This is a genomic window from Treponema denticola, from assembly GCF_024181405.1.
Lineage (GTDB): Bacteria > Spirochaetota > Spirochaetia > Treponematales > Treponemataceae > Treponema_B > Treponema_B denticola_D.
The window spans coordinates 412,587-430,926 of the sequence record NZ_CP051302.1; the positions used below are offsets into that span (position 1 = coordinate 412,587).

The window sequence follows — 18,340 nt, forward strand, 5'->3', positions numbered from 1 at the left end:
TAGCCTATTTCCCGGTGCTTGAGTTAAATTCATCCATGGCTTTTTTTGCAAAACGGTATTCAAAAAAGGCAGGATTTTCTATCGACATTACTTGAACATAGCACTTTTCTGCAAGAGTGTATTTTTTGGTCAGATTGTAAAATTCTCCGAGATAAAAAAACAGTCTCCCTTTTTTTACCATGTCGGTTTCTGCTGTTGCCCTGTTTATAAGCTCACTATCTCCTGAAAAATCTATAAAAAGGCGGCATAAAAAGTATTCGTTTTCTTTTTCGGTACGATTGATTGATTTTAGATAGTTTTGCATAAATTTTTTTGCATCCACGTTTTTATTTTGTTTATAGAGGCTTATTGTATACAAAAGCGCATATTGATAAGAGGCCGGAGCCTTGTTTAAGGCTTTTAAAAATGCAGTTCCTGCATTTAGCCAGTCTTCTTTTTCCCAAAGCAAGATACCGGCTCCTTCCAGTGCAAAATAATAAGGCGGATAAAGGTTGCATACCTTTATGTAATCAGCGAGGGCGTCTTCTTTGTAGCCGAGTTCATCGTTTATGCCGGCACGGTAGATATAGGCTACGTAGGAATCGGGCGTAAGCTCTATAACCTTGTCATAAGCTTTTTTTGCTTCTTCTTTTCTGCCTATTGTAAGATTATAAGAGCCTATATCATTCCAATGACCGGGGTTATTAGGCTCAAGTTCTGCCGCCTTATTTATATCTTGAAGAGCTTGATACATTCTGTTTGTTTCCGACTTTATACGGGCAAGTTCTGCAAGGGCTGTGCTGTTATTCGGTTCTTGCTCCAAAACTGCCGTTAGATTTGCTTCTGCTTGGTCAAGTTTTCCTTCAAGATAGTTTATGCGTCCCAGGCCTATAAGGGCTTCAGTACATTTAGGATCAGCCTTATAAGCTTCTATAAATTTTCTTCTGGCATCATTGTATCTTTTGGCAGAGTAAAAATCCAAACCCTGTTCGGTTAAGGCCCTTGAATCTTTAGGGTTTATTGCCAATATTTTTTTCAAATATTGATCTTTCTTTTGTAGATTGTTTTCGGCTTGGGCCAGCATAACTTGGGCATAAAGAATGTCGGTATTATTCGGATAGGCCTTGGAAAGTTCATTTGCAAAAGTTTCCGCTTCCTTTGTTTTCCTCATAGAAATGAGTATGGAAAGTTTTAGATATTGTATCTTAAAATCTTTGGTAAGTTCAGGGTCCGATTCATCTATCAATTTTAAAATGCCCTCTAAATCTCCCTTTTTAGAAAGTTGAGTAAGTTTATCATTAAATTCTTCTCTCGGACTTTTTTTGCCGGGTTTTTCGGTTTTTTTTGTCTCTTCAATCTCAGGGGATTTTACGGCCTTTTCAGTTGTTTTGCATGAAAAAAAGAGGGCGGCAGCCATCAAAAAACTAAAATAAATAAAAATTTGCTTGGTTATTTTCATAATAACTCCTTATAAGTATTGCAATTATTCCTTAGTTTATATAAACTATAACATTATGAAGCACAAATCAAGTAGGATGATTGCATTAACTATATTGTATATACTAATTATTTTCGGCATTTTTGTCATTCAGTTTACCATAGGTAAGACTTTTTATTATACAATAGGAGCCATGTCCGTTTCCGGACGGGATGAGGTTGATGAAACAGGAAACAGAACGCCTCTTTTACCTCTCCATATAGTTGCAAACGGTTTGGATTTTTACATTACGGATCAGACTCCCATTACTGCAAAAACGAGCAATAACGAAGAGCTTAGCCTGAAGGTTTTGGAGTACAAAAGAACCGAAGATTCCTTTAGTGTTATCTGTTCTAACGATGTTTTGATAGACTTTACCTCATACATTTCGGAAACAGTTGAAACGGTAAGAATTTCCGTTTCTATGCCGTCAGAGATAGAAACCGTTTATTTTCCTTGGAAATTGACTCAATCGGCCCGTCTTGAAAGGCAGGATGAACAAATATTTTTAAGGTATGGAAAAGATCGGTTTATTTTCAGAGGCGGTTACGGTTTTGGAAATTCCGATGATACATCGGAACTTCCCCACCTTATTCTTTCAAGTTCAAAAAAAACAGCCCTGTATGAAACCTATATTCAATCTGAAAGTTTAGACTTTGATTCTATCAGCCGTATCCCTATTGCAAGTGACGAAGAATACGGCAAAACGAAGCAATTATTTCGAGAAAAGGCTTTGGATTATTTTTCAAGCGTGATCTCGTCAAGAAATTATAATGAAGAGCTTTTGACGGCATATATAGCCGAAAAAGCCTTTAACGGCGAATACGCAAAGGCTCTTGTCTCTGCTCCGTCTTCTCTTTTGTCTAAGGAAAAACGCAGCTATATATCGTCTACATTTTACGGTAATCTTGCACAAAACGATAACAGCCTTGCTGCTTACCAAAGAAAGCTCTTATCCGGTATTGAATCGGGCATAGCAAGGGCTGAAATTTCCGTATTTGAGAGGGAAGCCCTTATTCCGTTTTTGATAAACAACTCAAGGGCAAATTTAATTTCTGCCTTGGAAAAGATAGCTTCTAATGCAAAGCAAGAGGATTTAAACTCTTTTCTTGCCGCAGGCTTTTTGGAAGCTGCAATGGATTACGCTTTTTATTTTCCTAATAAACAAAATCTTTTTATGAAAAATTCCGAACAATGTGAGACGGTATTAAAAGATTCTCTGATTTCTATAGATGAGGGACTGTATATTTCTTCCGATAAAAAGACCATAGATACCGAAAAAACTCTGAGAGCTGCTTCTATTTTAATCCGTTATGGAAGTTCATATCCCGATAAGGGGACATGGAAGGCTGTAGGTCAGGCACTGTATTCTTCCATCTTTTCTCTTGGAGGAAATTCTTCAAGTTTACCTGCTTCCTTCGATATTCAAGGCGATAAAGCAAAGAAGTTAGGGCTTATGGCTAATGATGCCTTGATTCTCCATGCCGAAAAACTGTACCCTGCCGCTGTTAAGGATAACCCCTACTATCCCCATGAAGAGTCCTTGGCTTTAAAGGCCGAGCCCGGTATTTGGGCTTGGACATCTGCACGCGATATAAATGTGCTTAAAAACGATGCAAAAATATTCGGTTTTAGAATTTCGGCTAAGGCAGGAGATACTCATTACATGATTATAAGGGGTATCCGTCCATTTTATAGGATACAAATCCATGAAATCGATTTTAGAACGGATCCCAGATTTGAGATATATAATTCTTCAGGCTATGTTTATGATGAAAGAACCCGTACTCTTTTGTTAAAAATGAAGCATAAAAAGGATGATGAAGATATTGTTCTCTTTTTAGGCCGCCCGCCTGAACCGATCCCTGTGATGCCTTCAGTTCAAGAGGGTGCTGAAAGCGGAATCGGTACTGAAGATGGTACTCCGGCTGAAAATTCAGGTTCCGCCGAGGAAAAAGAAGAAACTTCCAATGCCGGTAATTAATTAAACGAGAGTTTTTTCAGATTTAAAACTTTTTTTATAAATATTGCTAAAAAACTACCCTTTTTTGTAAAAATATGATATACTATATATTGTCTTGCAAAAAAATAAGGAGTTAAGGTGAATAAAAGAGATTTTCCGCGCGTTCATTTTTACGATCAAGATTTCGTGGACATTTATGATAGAACATGGGCTTGGGTTCATGATTTTTGGCATTCGGCGGGCGACGGCAAACAGGGTACCGAGGGCTTTTTTATTTATCCCGAAGCGGACGGCAATTTTTTGAATCAATATGAAACTATATTTTCTTCTTTTTTCTTTGTTTATTCCAATAAGAATTATACACCGAATTCTGCTCTCGACTTTTTTTATGACAGGCAGGAAGAAAACGGAGCCATACGCAATAGATATGATTTTGATACAAAGGAACCTGTTTTAAAGAGGGATAATCCGGAAGGGCTGGGTATGCCCCTATTTGCATGGGCTGAGTACAATATTTATCATAAGACGGGAAACAAAAAACGTGTAAAGGATATTATGCCTGTTTTGATTAAGTACATGGACTGGATTGACAAAATGTTTAAGTCGGATAACGGTCTGTACAAAAGCCCCCTTGAAACAGTCAATATGCCTAATACGCCCCGAAAAGAGTCCGTTTTTTTAACCGATTTTAATTCGGCCCTTGCGGTAAATGCCCTTTATATGTCTGCCTTGGGAGATATACTAAACGACAAAGAAATAGATTTTCAGTATAAGAGGTTGTATTTTACGATAAAAACCAGAATTAATTCCATGATGTGGAATGAAGAAGACGGCTTTTATTATGATCTCGATGCTGAGGGTAAGCAGATAAAGAAGAAGACCCTTGCCGGTTTTTGGCCAATGCTTGCCGAGATTCCCAATGAGGATAAGGCTGCCCGTCTGGTAGAACACCTATCCAATCCTAAAACTTTCGGGGTTGATCATCCCTTTCCCAGTCTTGCTGCAAATGAGCCTGAATATGACGAAAACGGAAACGGTGCCTGCGGCAGCGTCTTCCCTATTTTGAACTTTGTTGTCGTAAAGGGCTTGGAAAAATATAACCGCTGGGAGATAGCGAGAGAGTGCGTTATAAGGCACCTTTACTATGTGCTTGAAACCCTTTCGCCCGCAGGAAACTCAAAAAAACAGGGCTTTTTATGGGAGGCCTATTCTCCTGTCAAAGAAGGCCCCGCCCAATGGAAGGGAAAACCTGCCTTTCCGCGTAAACAATACCTTTTGAGCGTAGGCCTTTCTACAATCAGCCTGATGATAGAAAACGTTATAGGTCTTTCGATAAGTCTTCCGCGTAAGACTGTCAACTGGACTGTTCCCAATCTTGAAGTCATGGGTATCGAAAATTTAAGCCTTAAAAGGAACCTGATCACTATTCTTTCGTCCAAGAGCCAGAGGGGATGGGAAATACATATGGAAAGCGAAAAGCTCTATTATTTTACCATAAATATCCTAAACGAAAAGAAGAAGACCTTGCCGATTCCGTCGGGTAAGTGTTCAATGCTGATAGATAAACTTTAAATTGAATTTGTTTCGATTTTAAATTAAAAAAGCAGCCTTAAAATGTCGAGGCTGCTTTTTGTTTATTGACGGTTTAGTTAATTCCCTTTACTTTTTGAGTTTCTACAAGTTCTTTTAAGGCCTTAATATAGGCGGCCTTTCTCATGCTGACCTTATAGGTTTCTTTTACGTTCCATACCAGTTTGAAGGCTTCAATCATCTTATCTTCAAGGCGCTTGTTGACTTCTTCTTCCGTCCAATAAAAGCCTTGCAGGTTTTGCACCCATTCAAAGTATGAAACGATTACGCCTCCCGAATTTGCAAGAACATCGGGCACCGTTATAATATTCTTTTTTTCGAGGATTTTATCGGCTTCAGGGGTGACGGGGCCGTTTGCTGCTTCGATGATTATATAGGCCTTAATATTTGATGCATTTTTTTCGGTAATTTGATTTTCGAGGGCAGCCGGAATCAAAATATCGGCTTTAAGTTCCAATAGTTCTTTATTGGAGAGTCTTGTAAAATCGCCTTCAAAAGAATTCAGTTTTTTTCCTTCCTTCTTATGTTTGAGTATTTGAGGAATATTTAAGCCTTTTTCATTGTATATTGCACTGCTTGTATCGCTTAAGGCAATTATCTTGGCTTCCTCTTTATAAAAAAGATCTGCAGTAACGCCGCCGACATTTCCAAGACCTTGAATAACTACGCTTTGGTATTTTAAGTTTTTATTAAGTTTCTTTAAAATTTCCCTCGTTGCAAAAAGAACTCCCCGGCCTGTGGCTTCTACTCGTCCTTTAGACCCGCCGAGAGGAAGAGGTTTTCCCGTAACAACTGCGGGAGTAAATTCTCCTGCATATTCACTGTAGCTGTCTACTATCCAAGACATAACCTTTGCATTTGTTCCGACATCCGGGGCCGGTATATCCGTTTTAGGGCCTATAAAAGATGCAATCCGCCTTGTGTAGCCTCTTGTCAGCTTTTCAAGTTCCGTTTCTGAAAGATTTGAAGGATTTACGCAAATGCCTCCTTTTCCGCCTCCATAGGGAATGTCGGCAACTGCACATTTAAAGGTCATCCATGCAGAGAGGGATCGTACCTCATCGATATTTACATCTTGGTGAAATCTTATTCCTCCCTTTGCAGGGCCTCTTAGTGTAGAATGCTGAACCCTGTATCCGCTAAAAACCTTGATTTTTCCGTTGTCCATTTTTACGGGTATTGAAACATGCATCTCTCTTTCAGGGCTTAAGAGGGATATGTAATCGTCCTCTTCCAGATTAGCCGTTTTTGCGGCTTCCGTTATTGTGGTTAAAAGTTTTTCATATGTACTCGCCATAAAATCCTTCTTAAAAATAGTTTATGATGATTATACATTAAAATCTGTATTTTTAAAAGTTATAGGGGGAAAAATTCGAATTTTGAGCTAAAAAAGAAAAACGATTTCGGTCCGCAAAGGGATTTAGATTTCCTCAAAATGTACACCCAAGGGTATCAATCGGATGTACTCAAAGCCAAAATGAAGAAAACTTGACAAAATCTTCAAACAGCTCAAGGAGCAATAGAGGAAATAAATATGATTAACACGATAAATTTTGCTGCAACTCATGAGTCCAAGCAGAGTGCGGCACGGGCAAAACCTGTATTTTACCCTCATAGTCATTGGCAGGTCTTACGGCTCGGAGGTCATCATTGATTTTCGCCTTCCCGGAATAAACCAGTGGCATTTTGAAAACCAACTCTCTCACTTACGTCAGCCGGACTGCTCAGGACTTTCACCTGATTCCCTTTTCACTCCTTAGCTAAAAGGAGCACCAAGACCGAAACCGTTATTTAATCGTAATTCTATACTTTTATAAAAAATAAGTCAAGATACCAAAATCGGTATTCCAATCTAGATTCAACACATTGATAATTGAAAAATACTCTATTCTATGATATAATCAGGCTATAGTGGTATTAGGGAGGCGTGTATGTCTGAAAAAATGTATTGTGATCCGGCCGAGATTTTGGAAGTTACGGTGCAAAAGGGTATTGCAAAGGCTTCAACTCCGGTGTGGAAGCTGCTTTGTTTAGGATTTTTGGCAGGGGTTTTTATTGCCTTTGCTTCGGAAGGCTCAAATATGGCGGCCTGCGGACTTTTTGCCAAGCCTGAAACTTACGGCCTTGGAAAATTCGTTGCAGGGCTTATCTTTCCTGTAGGGCTTATCTTGGTGCTCCTTGCCGGAGCCGAACTTTTTACGGGCAATAACCTGATAATTGCAGCCGTTTTAGAAAAGAAAGTAAGTCTTACTGCAATGCTTAAAAACTGGCTTGCCGTTTATATCGGGAACCTTATAGGTTCTATTTTTATTGCTTTTTTAATCGTAAAAAGCGGACAGCTTTCAAGCGGTGCAAGTCTTTTGGGCGGGATTACAATAAAAATTGCTTACGGCAAGGTTTCGCTTTCTTTTGTGCAGGCTGTTTTTTTAGGAATTATGTGTAATTGGCTGGTCTGCCTTGCGGTCTGGCTCTGCTATGGCGCTAAGGATATGACCGGAAAAATGCTTGCCGCCTTTTTCCCGATTTGGCTTTTTATAACTTCCGGTTTTGAGCACAGTGTTGCAAACATGTACTATATCCCTGCGGGGATTTTCTCGAAAAGCGTTCCGGCCTATGCTGCCGCTTCAGGCCTTTCTGCCGAGGCTCTTTCAAATATAAATTGGGCTAATTTTTTTATAAAGAATTTAATGCCCGTTACTCTCGGAAACATAATAGGCGGAGCCTTTTTTGTCGGAATGTTTTATTGGATTTGTTATAAGAAAAAATAACTTTTTTTCGGAAGCTGCCGCTTCCTGCAAAAAATTTTATAAGGAGAATTTAAATTATGAATGTTGAAAATTGCGATGTGGGCTTTATAGGCCTTGGAGTTATGGGAAAGAGCATGGCCGAAAGATTAAGAGCGGCCGGTGCTAAGATGCATGTTTTTACGCGTACAAAAAAATCCGCCGAAGAGATTCTTTCAAAGGGGGCTGTTTGGTATGATGATCCGGCAAGCCTTGCTCCCAATTGTAAAATCATTTTTACGATTGTCGGCTATCCGCAAGATGTTGAAGAAACATATTTCGGAGAAAAGGGCTTATTAAAAACCGCAAAGCCCGGAACGATTTTTGCCGATATGACGACCTCAAGTCCGATTTTGGCAAAAAAGATTTATGATGAGGCAAAGAAAAAAGAATGTTTTTCTGTAGACGCTCCCGTTTCAGGCGGAGATATAGGAGCTAAAAACGGCACCCTTTCGATTATGGCAGGCGGAGATGAAAAAGCCTTTAAAGAGCTTGAACCTTTTTTTGCCTGCATGGGAAAAACTTGGGCTCTTCAAGGCGGTGCAGGGGCAGGGCAGCACACTAAGATGGCAAACCAAATAGCCGTCGCCGCAAACCTTTTCGGTACGGTCGAAGCTGTCTGTTATGCAGAGGCCGCAGGCCTTGACCCTCAAAAAATGCTTTCGGCTATCGGGGGCGGTGCTGCAGGAAGTTGGCAGATTTTAAACAACGGGCCTAAGATGCTTCAAAAAGATTTTGCTCCCGGTTTTTATATTAAGCACTTTTTAAAGGATTTAAACATAACCTTAAATGTTGCAAAAGAACTCAAACTGCACATTCCCGTTTTGGAACTTGCACAAAATTTCTTTAGCAAGATGAATGAAGAAGGCTATGCCGAAAAAGGAACACAGGCCATCTACGAGTACTATAAAACTATTTAAAGGAAGCTCTTATGTACAAAGATGAAAAGAAAATTGCAGAGGTTCAAAAAAAATATGGGCCGCTTTTGGCTAAAACGGCTTTTGAGTTGGGAGCCTTAAAGCTTTCTCCCAATGATCCATTTACTTGGGCATCAGGCTACCGTATGCCCATTTATAACGACAACCGCCGTTTTTTAGCCCTGCCTGAGATGCGCCGTACTATAGCCGAAGCCTTCGCAGAGCTTTTAAAAGCGGTTGACTTTGACCCCGAATGGCTTGCAGGAACAGCAACGGCAGGAATCCCTCATTCCGTAAGTTTGGGTGACCTCTTGCAAAAAAGCGTTTCCTATGTACGCTCAGGCGGAAAAGATCACGGCCTAAAAAATCAGATTGAGGGTTTAGGTGCCAATGCGGATTATAAAGGTGCCGATGTTCTTGTTGTTGAAGATTTAATTTCGACGGGGGGAAGCTCCATCAAGGCTGTTGAGGCCGTGCGTAATGCAAACGGAAAGGTTCCATTTTGTTTTGCTATCTTTTCTTACGGATTTGCAGAAGCCGAAAAAGCCTTTTTCGAACTGAATCCTACCTGTATTCCGGTTACTATTTTAAACTATGATATTATGCTGGATGAGGCCGTAAAGCAAAACTATATAAGCGAAGAAAATAAAAAGAGCCTTGCCGAATGGAGGCTCGATCCCTTCGGTTGGGGCGAAAAACATGGTTTTCCCAAGGTCTAAAAAATAAAAAAAAGCGGTTCTAAAAAGAACCGCTTTTCCGTCAAACTGTTTACAGCTTACCTTAACAAGGTCATGACACTCTGAGTTGCCTGATTTGCCTGTGCAAGCATTGCTGTACCGGACTGTGTGAGAATCTGGTTTTTGGTATAATCTACCATCTCCTTAGCCATATCTACGTCACGGATTCGTGATTCGGAGGCTTGGAGGTTTTCTGCTGCGATATTGATACCTACAACAGTGAGTTCGAGTCTGTTCTGGTATGCACCAAGGTCGGCTCTTTGCTTGTTGATCTTCTTGATGGCTTCATCAAGGGTACCGATAGCGCGGTTAGCTGTTTCGGGTGTATCGATTGTCATAATCGATTCATCTCCGACATTGCGAACGCCGAGAGCCTTAGCTGTCATTGTTCCAATGTAAGCTCGAGTTCTCTGATCCATGTTGGCACCGATGTGGAACCACATAGAAGCAGTTACGGTATTTTCTCCGGTTTCTTGAGCGAATCTTCCGGTAAGCATATTCATACCGTTAAACTGTGCGTGGCTTGCAATTCGGTCTACTTCAGCGATGAGCTGAGATACTTCAACCTGAATGTACAATCTGTCTTCTGCCGAGTAAATACCGTTGGAAGACTGAACGCTGAGTTCGCGGATTCTCTGGATAACATCTGTAGTTTCCTGAAGGAAAGCTTCTGCAACTTGAATAAAAGAAATGCCGTTTTGCGCGTTGGCACTTGCTTGATTCAAACCGCGGATTTGGCTTCTCATTTTTTCTGATACGGCCAAACCGGATGCATCATCGCCCGCTCGGTTAATGCGTAAACCTGAAGAAAGTTTTTCTATGTTTTTTTGGTTCATCAAATTGGTGTGACCCAATGTCCTCTGTGAAAACATAGCGCTCATGTTGTGATTAATGATCATATTCCTACTCCTTTGGTGATTTTCGGCAATTTTAAAATTCCCGCGGCATCCCTGCCGATATGTCATTTCCGGATCCTCTGTCATTCCGCAGAAGACGGAAGCACATTAAAATTTAAGCTGTGCTTAATTCATTTATCGGAGAACTAAAAAAAGACTTAAGAAAAAAGTTAGGATTTTTTATTCGTGCGGAGTGTTTTTGATTAACGAAATTTTGCAAAAATTTTATATTTCTTTTTCTAAAAAAAAATTTTACAATGCCGAAAATCATATAAGAGGTGGTTATATGGTAAGAGGTTGGTATACTGCGGCGAGCGGAATGCTTGCTCAACAGCGTCAGTTGGATGTTATTTCAAACAATTTGGCTAACTTGGATACGACCAGTTTTAAAAGAGATGTTTCCATTCAAAAGTCTTTTCCCGAATTGCTTTTAAGAAGGCTGAATGATGACGGCGTAATAAAAAATCCCTTCGGCTCATCGGACATAGCTCCCATTATAGGAAAACTGGGGCTCGGCGTTGAAACTAACGAGATTTTTACCGAGTTTGAGCAAGGCTCTTTAAAACAGACAAGCTCTCCGGCCGATTTAGCCTTGGAAGGACAGGGCTTTTTTGCCGTTGAAACTCCTTATGGAGAAAAGTATACCCGAAACGGAAATTTTATGATTGGTGTTGAAGGCTACCTTATGACTAAGGAAGGCTATCCCGTTATGGGAGAAAACGGCCGCATCTTTTTACAGGACATGGAATATAAGATCAACCAAGACGGACAAATCTACGTACGCCCAATCACCGAGCCCGAAAGCGATTCCTCTTATCTGGACCGCTTAAAAATAGTGGAATTTGAAAATGACAGATACTTAAGCAAAAACGGATCAAGCTTTTATTTGGATACACCTCTTTCGGGAAAAGCTATTGCTGCCGAGGGCCCGTCCCGTCCCGTTGTAGTGCAGGGCTTTATCGAAGCTTCCAATGTAAATGTCGTAAACGAAATGGTTAGGATGATAGAAGTAAACAGGGCCTATGAGGCCAATCAAAAATCCATTCAGGCCGAAGATACAATGATGGCCAAACTATGGAACGAAGCAGTTAAAAAATAAGGTTAAAAGGTAGGTTAAGTTATGGTTAGAAGTTTATGGACGGCCGCAACAGGCATGAACACTCAACAGGCAAACATCGACACGGTTGCAAACAACTTGGCAAACGTAAATACAAGCGGTTTTAAAAAGCAGAGAGCGGAATTTGAAGACCTCATCTATCAGACGGTAAAAACCGCGGGTACACCTGCTACAGAGGATACGATTACTCCGGTAGGAGTTCAGATGGGACACGGTGCAAGGCTTGCCGCTACCCAGAGAATATTTGAACAAGGCTCATTGCAAAATACGGGTGTAACAAGCGATATAGCTATTCAAGGTGAAGGTTTTTTTAGGGTTCTTCAATATGACGGAACCTATGCTTATACAAGGGACGGCTCTTTTAAGATTGATAGAGACCGCCAGCTTGTAACCTCAAACGGTTTACGCGTTTTGCCCGAAATTATTTTTCCCGAAGGCTATCGTGAAAATACGATTGCAGTCAGCAGGGACGGCCGGGTTACCGTTAAGGTCGGCGATATAGACGATCCGATCGAAGTAGGCCAGATAGAGCTTTACCGCTTCCAGAACAACGCAGGTCTTTCAGCCGAGGGTTCTAACCTTTTTAGGCAGACTCCTGCATCAGGCACGGCTATTCCGGGGCGTCCCGGGTTTACCGGCTTCGGAAGAACCGAGCACAAGTTTTTGGAAATGTCAAACGTTTCAACCGTAAGCGAAATGGTAAATATGATTGTGGCTCAAAGAGCTTACGAGTTTAATTCTAAGGCTATCCAGACAAGCGACAATATGCTTGGCACTGCGGTAAGTTTAAAGCGATAGTTTTAGTTAATTCTTAAAGATAATTTTTAGTTAAGGCTTGGGAGGAAAGAAATGGAAGTAAACAAAATAGGAACAAATCAAGCGGGCAGGGAAGAGGTAAAAAATTCTTTGATAAATAAAAGTGAAGTCCCTGCATCGGCAAAATCTCAACAAAATTTTACTCAAATGCTTGAAGCTCTGCGAGGTTCTGAAAGAGCGTCTTCTATTATTTCCAATATTCAAGGCGAAAGTTCTGCTTCCGTCTCAGGCTTAAAAACAGGCTCCTCAGAAGTCCTCTTTGATACCCGCCTCCCGGGCGATATTTTAAAATCCATGAAGATAGAAAACCCCGTTCCGGCCGACACTCACAGGGAGGTTCAGGGCATGGCCTCCTCCTTCGGAAAATCCGGCGAAACGGTTCATTCAAAATATTCGATTGACAGGACGAGTAAGCTTTATGAGCAGGCTCTTGAGTTTGAATCCTACTTTGTAAAAATAATGCTCGACTCTATGCGGAATACCTTGACGGGAAAAACTCTTGCAGGAGACGAATCTTTTGCGGGCAAGATGTACCAAGACATGATGTATGATGAGCTCGGCCGCAGCATGACCAAAAACGCAGGCTTCGGCCTCGCCGATCAAATCTATCTGGAACTTTCAGGTGTAGGGGAGGAAAGACACTTTTTCGGATAAAAGATTTCTTGACCTCGAAACTTCGTTGGTTGTGACCTCCCCTATAACCCCTCCTATCTTCAAAAGAACCGCTTAGGGCTTGGATTGCTACGCCGGCTTGCAATCACTAAGAACCCGCATTGTTATATAATTTCTAGCTTACTTTTTAGTCGAGATGACAATAAAAGTTTTGGGTTAAATTTAAAAATTAAGCTAGTCAGAAGTAATGCGTTATTATGAAAGCATTAAAAAATTCTTTGTGTCCTTTGTGTTCCTTGCGGTTAAATTAGTTTTATACCTTAAATTTTCCGACCTCGGTAGATAGGCTGTCTATGCTGCGTTTATTCTTTTGGGTAATCTCGCTTACATCCTGTACTGCATTGCTTATCTGAACTGCACCTGCAGCCATTTCGTTCATGCTGTCAGTTATAACGCGTGTCAGAGCATCAAGCTTTTGCATTTCAATTGCAACATTTTCGCCGCCTTTTAGCATCTCGGCAGAGCCGTCATTTACTTGGTTTGTTACTATGTTTATGTCACGGATTGCGGTGAGTACTTCACGGCTGCCGTTTTCTTGTTCCCGCATGGCATTCATTACATTTTGGCTCATTGTTTTTACCTGCTCGGACAAGTTGAAGATAGTGTTAAACTTATCCTCTGTTGTCTTTGCAGCATTCGAAAGCATTTCAATTTCTCCCGAAAGTATTTTAAGGGTTGAGGTAATGGTTTTTCCCTGAGTACTGGATTCTTCTGCCAGCTTGCGTATTTCATCGGCTACAACGGCAAAGCCCTTTCCTGCCTCGCCTGCATGGGCGGCTTCAATAGCTGCATTCATAGCCAATAGGTTTGTCTGACTTGCAATATGCTGAATAACATTGCTGGCTTCTAAAAGACCGCCCGATTCTTCAGCTATGCGTTGTGTTACACTGTTTGCTCCGACAACAGTTTCTTTTCCGTCGGCAGTGGCAGCCGCAAGAGTTTTTATAACATCGTTTGTTTTATCCAAAGTTTGTGTAATTGAAGTAATATTACTTACCATTTGTTCAATCGCCGAAGAAGACTCTGCAACACTTGCTGCCTGATTTTCAATACTTCCGTTAAGATTTTTTATTGTTCGGATAATATCTCCTATGGTAGTTGCCGTTTCGCTGACACTGGCAGCCTGGGTAAGAGCCTGTTTTTTTACTCCGTCGATATTTGCGCTAATCTCATGTACGGCACTGGCTGTTTCCGTCATATTGCTTACAAGTTCCGAACCTGTGTTTGTCATCTCGTCGCTGCTTTCCCCGACTATTTTAATTGATGTTCCGATTTTTTCGATTGTCTGATTAAAGTATTCCGATAAGTTGGTTACCTCATTATTTCCGACCAAAGGCAGACGGACCGTCAGATCGCCTTCTCCTTGGGCGATATCCTTGAGTGCGGACACCACAACATTTATGGGTTTTAGCATATTATAGCAAACAATAAAGAGTATAACCAAACTTACTGCTAAAATAGTAAAGCCTATAAACAGCATTTTGTTGCGCAGAGTATCAATACTTCCCATAAACTGTTTTATAGGTGCTCTTATAATGACAGTCCAATCCGTGTTGCCAATCTTTGCATAAGAGGCTATACATGATTCTCCCTTGTACTCATAAAATCCTACTTCACTTTTTGTGCCGCTTAAAGCTTGTTGCGTAAATTTTGCTAAAGAGGCAAAGTCTTTATTTGATCTTGCATTATTTAAAATATTATCCTGAGAATTGACCAATTCAAACTTTTTGTGTGCTATTGTTGTTCCGGTCATACCTAAAATATAGCAATATCCTGTTTCTCCGACTATAATATCCTCAATATCGTTGGATAGATGCTCTGCGCCGATTGTACAGTTTAATACGGCAACAACATCCCTATCTTTGCCGTACACGGGAACCGCAAAGACGAAAACGAGTTTATTAAGCGAATGGGATAAAATGGGCTCGGATGCAAACCGTTTGCCGCTTGCAGCGGATTTAAACCAGGTACTATTCTTTATCGATATAAATTGGTCGTCATTTGCAGTGCTTATTTCTGAAACATTATACAGATTAAGCTCCTCCAATCTTTCATTAAAAGCGACTTCTTTGTCCAATATGGCTGCTTTTTCAGAATGTGAAAGACTTTTATCGGTTAAGATAGGCATACGGGCTATTCCCTCCAAAAATTGGAAAAAAGCCGTAACCCTTCCATTAATAATTTCTGCCGTGTCGGTTGCCTTATCTTTTAGATGAGTTACCACCTTTTCAGATACGGTTTTCCGCGCCGTGCGTACTCCCAAAACCCCCAGCGTAAAGCCTGCCGTAAAAATCAAAGCACCGACTATAATCAATAGCTTATTTCTTATTGATCCCCTTTTTTTCATATAGGTTTCTCCTTCAAGTAAAATAATTTTGAATGTGTGAGTTGTAAAATATGTATGAAGTATCAACATAAATACTTAAAAGTTTTAATAGTTACACGGTGCTTAGTATAAATTTTTAAAAATTCTAAGTATGTGATACTTATTCACAAAACCTCATTTTTTGTGTATAATGCTTGCCTTATGGACAATAAAAATCAAGGCGGACACCTAAATAAACTCATCGTAAAAGGTGCCCGTGAACATAATTTAAAGAACATTGATGTGGAGCTTCCCCGCGATAAGCTCATCGTTATATCCGGCCTTTCAGGATCGGGAAAAAGCTCCCTCGCCTTTGACACCATTTTTGCCGAGGGGCAGCGCCGTTATGTAGAGTCCCTTTCGGCTTATGCCCGTCAGTTTTTAGGCAGAATGGATAAGCCCGATGTGGATTACATCGAGGGGCTTTCGCCTGCTATTTCTATAGAACAAAAAACGACGCACCGAAACCCCCGCTCCACGGTCGGGACGGTAACCGAAATTTATGACTACTATCGTCTCCTTTTTGCCCGTACGGGACATGCCCACTGTCCTTCTTGCGGAAAAGAAATTAAGGAGCAGACGGTTGACCAAATTATAGATACGATTATGAGCTGGCCGGAAGGAACCCGCGTTCAGATTCTCGCTCCAATTATAAAGGGAAAAAAGGGAGAACACCAAAAGATAGTAAGTGATGCAATAGCCTCAGGTTTTGTGCGTGCCCGTATAGACGGCCTCCTTGTAAACCTCGAAGACGGGGTAAAGCTCGATAAACAAAAAAAACACACAATCGAAATAATCGTAGACAGAATTCAGCTGTCGAAAGATGTGCGGAAACGCCTTTCCGAGTCCGTCGAAACAGCCTTGGAAAGTTCAGGCGGAACCCTGCTTGCTACTAGGCAGGACGGTAAGGATTCTCCCGTAACCGAGGTTTTCTTTTCGCAAAAAAATGCCTGTTCTGATTGCGGCATTTCGATGCCCGAATTGCAGCCCCGCCTTTTTTCTTTTAATAACCCGATAGGGGCCTGCCCCGAATGTACGGGACTCGGAATGACTCAGCACTTTGACCAAGACCTGATAGCCCCCGATAAGAGTCTTTCGTTTAATGAGGGCGTTTTCGTTCCGTATAATCCCGAATCAGAATGGAACAGGGTTCGCTTTGAAGCCCTCGCTGCCCAATTCGATTTTTCTCTTGATACACCCTTGAATAAGCTTCCCAAAAAAATCCAGACTATCATTTGGGATGGGTCGGGCGATACGAAGATTCAGTTTTCTTATACGGCCAAAAGCGGAACGGGTAAATATTCTTATAACCGCCCTTGGCCGGGGATAATGGCCGACATGAACCGGAAATATAACGAATCCTACTCGGCTTCTATCAGAGAATATTATGAAAAGTTTATGTCGATAAAGCCCTGCAAAACCTGCGGAGGAATGAGGCTTAAACCCGAAGTGCTGGCCGTAACGGTGGGCAATAAAAACATTCATGACCTTACCTGCCTTTCCGTCGGGGATTCTATCGAGTTTTTTGAAAAATTGAAGCTGACTGAAACGGAAGAACACATAGCCTTCCAGATTTTAAAAGAAATTAAGGCCCGCTTGGAATTTATGAAAAACGTCGGCCTTGACTACCTAACCTTAGAAAGAAAGGCTGCAACCCTTTCAGGCGGCGAGGCCCAACGCATCAGGCTTGCGACCCAGATAGGTTCAAGCTTGATAGGTGTTCTCTATATTTTGGACGAACCTTCGATAGGGCTTCATCAAAGGGATAACCAAAGGCTGATTGATACTCTTTTGTACTTGCGTAATTTGGGGAACACCCTCATCGTTGTAGAACATGACGAGCAAACCCTCCGCACGGCCGACTACATTGTCGACCTCGGTCCGGGTGCAGGCGTTCACGGGGGAAACATAACTGCCCAAGGTACGCCCGAGGAAGTTGCAAAAGTAAAAAACAGTTTAACGGGTCAATATCTTGCAGGTACGCTTAAAATGGATATTCCTAAAGAAAGGCGGAAGGGGAACGGAAATGCTTTGGAGCTTTCAGGGGTGAGCGAGCATAATCTAAAAGATGTTTCTATAAAAATTCCTTTGGGAGCCTTTACCTGTATTACCGGAGTTTCTGGCTCGGGAAAATCAACCCTTTTAACCGATGTTCTGTATCCGGCAGTTTCAAACAAGATTATGCGTTCTTCTATTCCTGAAGGGGCCTATAAAAAGCTGAGCGGCCTTGAGCACATAGACAAGGTTATCAATATCGATCAAAGCCCCATCGGGAGAACACCACGCTCAAACCCTGCAACCTATGTAGGCGTTTTTACCGGGATAAGGGACTTGTTTGCAAGCCTTCCCGAATCGAAGGCGAGAGGTTATAAGCCCGGCCGCTTTTCGTTTAATGTAAGGGGCGGAAGGTGCGAGCATTGTCAGGGTGATGGAACCCTCACAATCGAGATGAACTTTTTGCCGGATGTTTATATAGCCTGCGATGTTTGCCGAGGGAAACGGTTTAACAAAGAGACCCTCGATGTCCGCTATAAGGGAAAAAACATTGCCGATGTTTTGGATATGACCATCGAGGAAGCTTCGGAATTTTTTGCTCCCATTCCCCACATTGCCCGAAAACTTCAAACCCTCTTATCGGTCGGTTTGGGTTATATAAAGTTAGGCCAATCGGCTCTTACCCTTTCGGGCGGAGAAGCCCAGCGGGTAAAACTTGCAAACGAACTTGCCAAACGATCTACAGGCAAGACCCTCTACATTTTGGACGAGCCTACAACGGGCTTACACTTTGCGGATGTCAAGCAGCTTATGCAGGTTATTCACCGGCTCATAGATCAGGGAAACACCGTCATTATGATTGAACACAACCTTGACGTTATCTTACAGGCCGATAAGATTATTGACCTTGGCCCCGAAGGCGGAACCAACGGAGGACAAATCATAGCCGAGGGAACACCTGAAGAAGTAGCAAAGATAAAAAAATCCTATACCGGATATTATATAAAGGAAATGCTTGAAAGAGTCAGGTAAG

13 protein-coding genes and 1 riboswitch are annotated in these 18,340 nt (G+C 41.5%); of the genes, 9 read left to right on the forward strand and 4 right to left on the reverse strand.

Translation table 11 applies throughout. The features are described from left to right. Nucleotides 1–4: 4 nt before the first annotated feature. Nucleotides 5–1,438, reverse strand: a complete 1,434-nt coding sequence (locus HGJ18_RS01940; RefSeq protein ID WP_253697429.1) for a tetratricopeptide repeat protein — start codon at nt 1,436–1,438, stop codon at nt 5–7. A 55-nt stretch (nt 1,439–1,493) separates the two neighbouring features. On the opposite strand from HGJ18_RS01940, the gene HGJ18_RS01945 reads away from it, so the two are divergent. Continuing rightward, nucleotides 1,494–3,440: a hypothetical protein gene (locus HGJ18_RS01945; protein ID WP_366793303.1), complete on the forward strand. Its 1,947-nt coding sequence runs from the start codon at nt 1,494–1,496 to the stop codon at nt 3,438–3,440. Between the two features lie 117 nt (nt 3,441–3,557). Beyond that, entirely contained in the window at nt 3,558–4,991 is a 1,434-nt protein-coding gene (locus HGJ18_RS01950; RefSeq protein WP_253697431.1) for an MGH1-like glycoside hydrolase domain-containing protein, read from the forward strand. A 73-nt stretch (nt 4,992–5,064) separates the two neighbouring features. On the opposite strand, the gene HGJ18_RS01955 is transcribed toward HGJ18_RS01950, so the two are convergent. Further along, nucleotides 5,065–6,306 carry a Glu/Leu/Phe/Val family dehydrogenase gene (locus tag HGJ18_RS01955; RefSeq protein ID WP_253697432.1) on the reverse strand — a complete coding sequence of 414 codons (1,242 nt, stop codon included), beginning with the start codon at nt 6,304–6,306 and terminating at the stop codon, nt 5,065–5,067. A 308-nt stretch (nt 6,307–6,614) separates the two neighbouring features. Further along, nucleotides 6,615–6,801: riboswitch (cobalamin riboswitch) on the reverse strand. A gap of 139 nt (nt 6,802–6,940) precedes the next feature. Here HGJ18_RS01955 and HGJ18_RS01960 point away from each other — a divergent pair. From HGJ18_RS01960 to HGJ18_RS01970, 3 genes are read left to right on the forward strand one after another with little or no spacing between them, the layout of a single operon-like run. Then, the gene (locus HGJ18_RS01960) at nt 6,941–7,777 is read left to right on the forward strand and encodes a formate/nitrite transporter family protein (RefSeq protein ID WP_253697433.1); all 837 of its coding nucleotides are present in this window, start codon (nt 6,941–6,943) and stop codon (nt 7,775–7,777) included. Between the two features lie 56 nt (nt 7,778–7,833). Beyond that, complete coding sequence (locus tag HGJ18_RS01965) at nt 7,834–8,712, forward strand: NAD(P)-dependent oxidoreductase (RefSeq protein ID WP_253697434.1); 879 nt, start codon at nt 7,834–7,836, stop codon at nt 8,710–8,712. A gap of 11 nt (nt 8,713–8,723) precedes the next feature. Next, nucleotides 8,724–9,428 carry an orotate phosphoribosyltransferase gene (locus tag HGJ18_RS01970; RefSeq protein ID WP_253697435.1) on the forward strand — a complete coding sequence of 235 codons (705 nt, stop codon included), beginning with the start codon at nt 8,724–8,726 and terminating at the stop codon, nt 9,426–9,428. A 56-nt stretch (nt 9,429–9,484) separates the two neighbouring features. On the opposite strand, the gene HGJ18_RS01975 is transcribed toward HGJ18_RS01970, so the two are convergent. Then, nucleotides 9,485–10,345 (reverse strand): flagellin N-terminal helical domain-containing protein, encoded by an 861-nt coding sequence (locus HGJ18_RS01975; RefSeq protein WP_002677466.1) that lies wholly within the window; start codon nt 10,343–10,345, stop codon nt 9,485–9,487. Nucleotides 10,346–10,628: 283 nt separating this feature from the next. On the opposite strand from HGJ18_RS01975, the gene flgF reads away from it, so the two are divergent. From flgF to HGJ18_RS01990, 3 genes are read left to right on the forward strand one after another with little or no spacing between them, the layout of a single operon-like run. Then, nucleotides 10,629–11,441 carry a flagellar basal-body rod protein FlgF gene (gene flgF / locus HGJ18_RS01980; protein ID WP_253698305.1) on the forward strand — a complete coding sequence of 271 codons (813 nt, stop codon included), beginning with the start codon at nt 10,629–10,631 and terminating at the stop codon, nt 11,439–11,441. Between the two features lie 21 nt (nt 11,442–11,462). Further along, nucleotides 11,463–12,257 (forward strand): flagellar basal-body rod protein FlgG, encoded by a 795-nt coding sequence (flgG, locus tag HGJ18_RS01985; protein WP_253697436.1) that lies wholly within the window; start codon nt 11,463–11,465, stop codon nt 12,255–12,257. A 51-nt stretch (nt 12,258–12,308) separates the two neighbouring features. Continuing rightward, nucleotides 12,309–12,929: a rod-binding protein gene (locus HGJ18_RS01990; RefSeq protein WP_253697437.1), complete on the forward strand. Its 621-nt coding sequence runs from the start codon at nt 12,309–12,311 to the stop codon at nt 12,927–12,929. A 271-nt stretch (nt 12,930–13,200) separates the two neighbouring features. Here HGJ18_RS01990 and HGJ18_RS01995 read toward each other — a convergent pair whose 3' ends face one another. After that, nucleotides 13,201–15,294: a methyl-accepting chemotaxis protein gene (locus tag HGJ18_RS01995; RefSeq protein WP_253697438.1), complete on the reverse strand. Its 2,094-nt coding sequence runs from the start codon at nt 15,292–15,294 to the stop codon at nt 13,201–13,203. A gap of 180 nt (nt 15,295–15,474) precedes the next feature. Here HGJ18_RS01995 and uvrA point away from each other — a divergent pair, with 180 nt between their 5' ends. After that, nucleotides 15,475–18,339, forward strand: a complete 2,865-nt coding sequence (gene uvrA, locus HGJ18_RS02000; RefSeq protein ID WP_253697439.1) for an excinuclease ABC subunit UvrA — start codon at nt 15,475–15,477, stop codon at nt 18,337–18,339. Nucleotide 18,340 lies beyond the last annotated feature (1 nt).

Excerpts from the sequence above, each read along its gene's own strand:
- HGJ18_RS01940 (WP_253697429.1), bottom strand. The coding sequence starts at position 1,438 with ATGAAAATAACCAAGCAAATTTTTATTTATTTTAGTTTTTTGATGGCT.
- HGJ18_RS01945 (WP_366793303.1), top strand. The coding sequence starts at position 1,494 with ATGAAGCACAAATCAAGTAGGATGATTGCATTAACTATATTGTATATA.
- HGJ18_RS01955 (WP_253697432.1), bottom strand. The coding sequence starts at position 6,306 with ATGGCGAGTACATATGAAAAACTTTTAACCACAATAACGGAAGCCGCA.
- HGJ18_RS01960 (WP_253697433.1), top strand. The coding sequence starts at position 6,941 with ATGTCTGAAAAAATGTATTGTGATCCGGCCGAGATTTTGGAAGTTACG.
- HGJ18_RS01965 (WP_253697434.1), top strand. The coding sequence starts at position 7,834 with ATGAATGTTGAAAATTGCGATGTGGGCTTTATAGGCCTTGGAGTTATG.
- HGJ18_RS01970 (WP_253697435.1), top strand. The coding sequence starts at position 8,724 with ATGTACAAAGATGAAAAGAAAATTGCAGAGGTTCAAAAAAAATATGGG.
- HGJ18_RS01975 (WP_002677466.1), bottom strand. The coding sequence starts at position 10,345 with ATGATCATTAATCACAACATGAGCGCTATGTTTTCACAGAGGACATTG.
- flgF (WP_253698305.1), top strand. The coding sequence starts at position 10,629 with ATGGTAAGAGGTTGGTATACTGCGGCGAGCGGAATGCTTGCTCAACAG.
- flgG (WP_253697436.1), top strand. The coding sequence starts at position 11,463 with ATGGTTAGAAGTTTATGGACGGCCGCAACAGGCATGAACACTCAACAG.
- HGJ18_RS01990 (WP_253697437.1), top strand. The coding sequence starts at position 12,309 with ATGGAAGTAAACAAAATAGGAACAAATCAAGCGGGCAGGGAAGAGGTA.
- HGJ18_RS01995 (WP_253697438.1), bottom strand. The coding sequence starts at position 15,294 with ATGAAAAAAAGGGGATCAATAAGAAATAAGCTATTGATTATAGTCGGT.
- uvrA (WP_253697439.1), top strand. The coding sequence starts at position 15,475 with ATGGACAATAAAAATCAAGGCGGACACCTAAATAAACTCATCGTAAAA.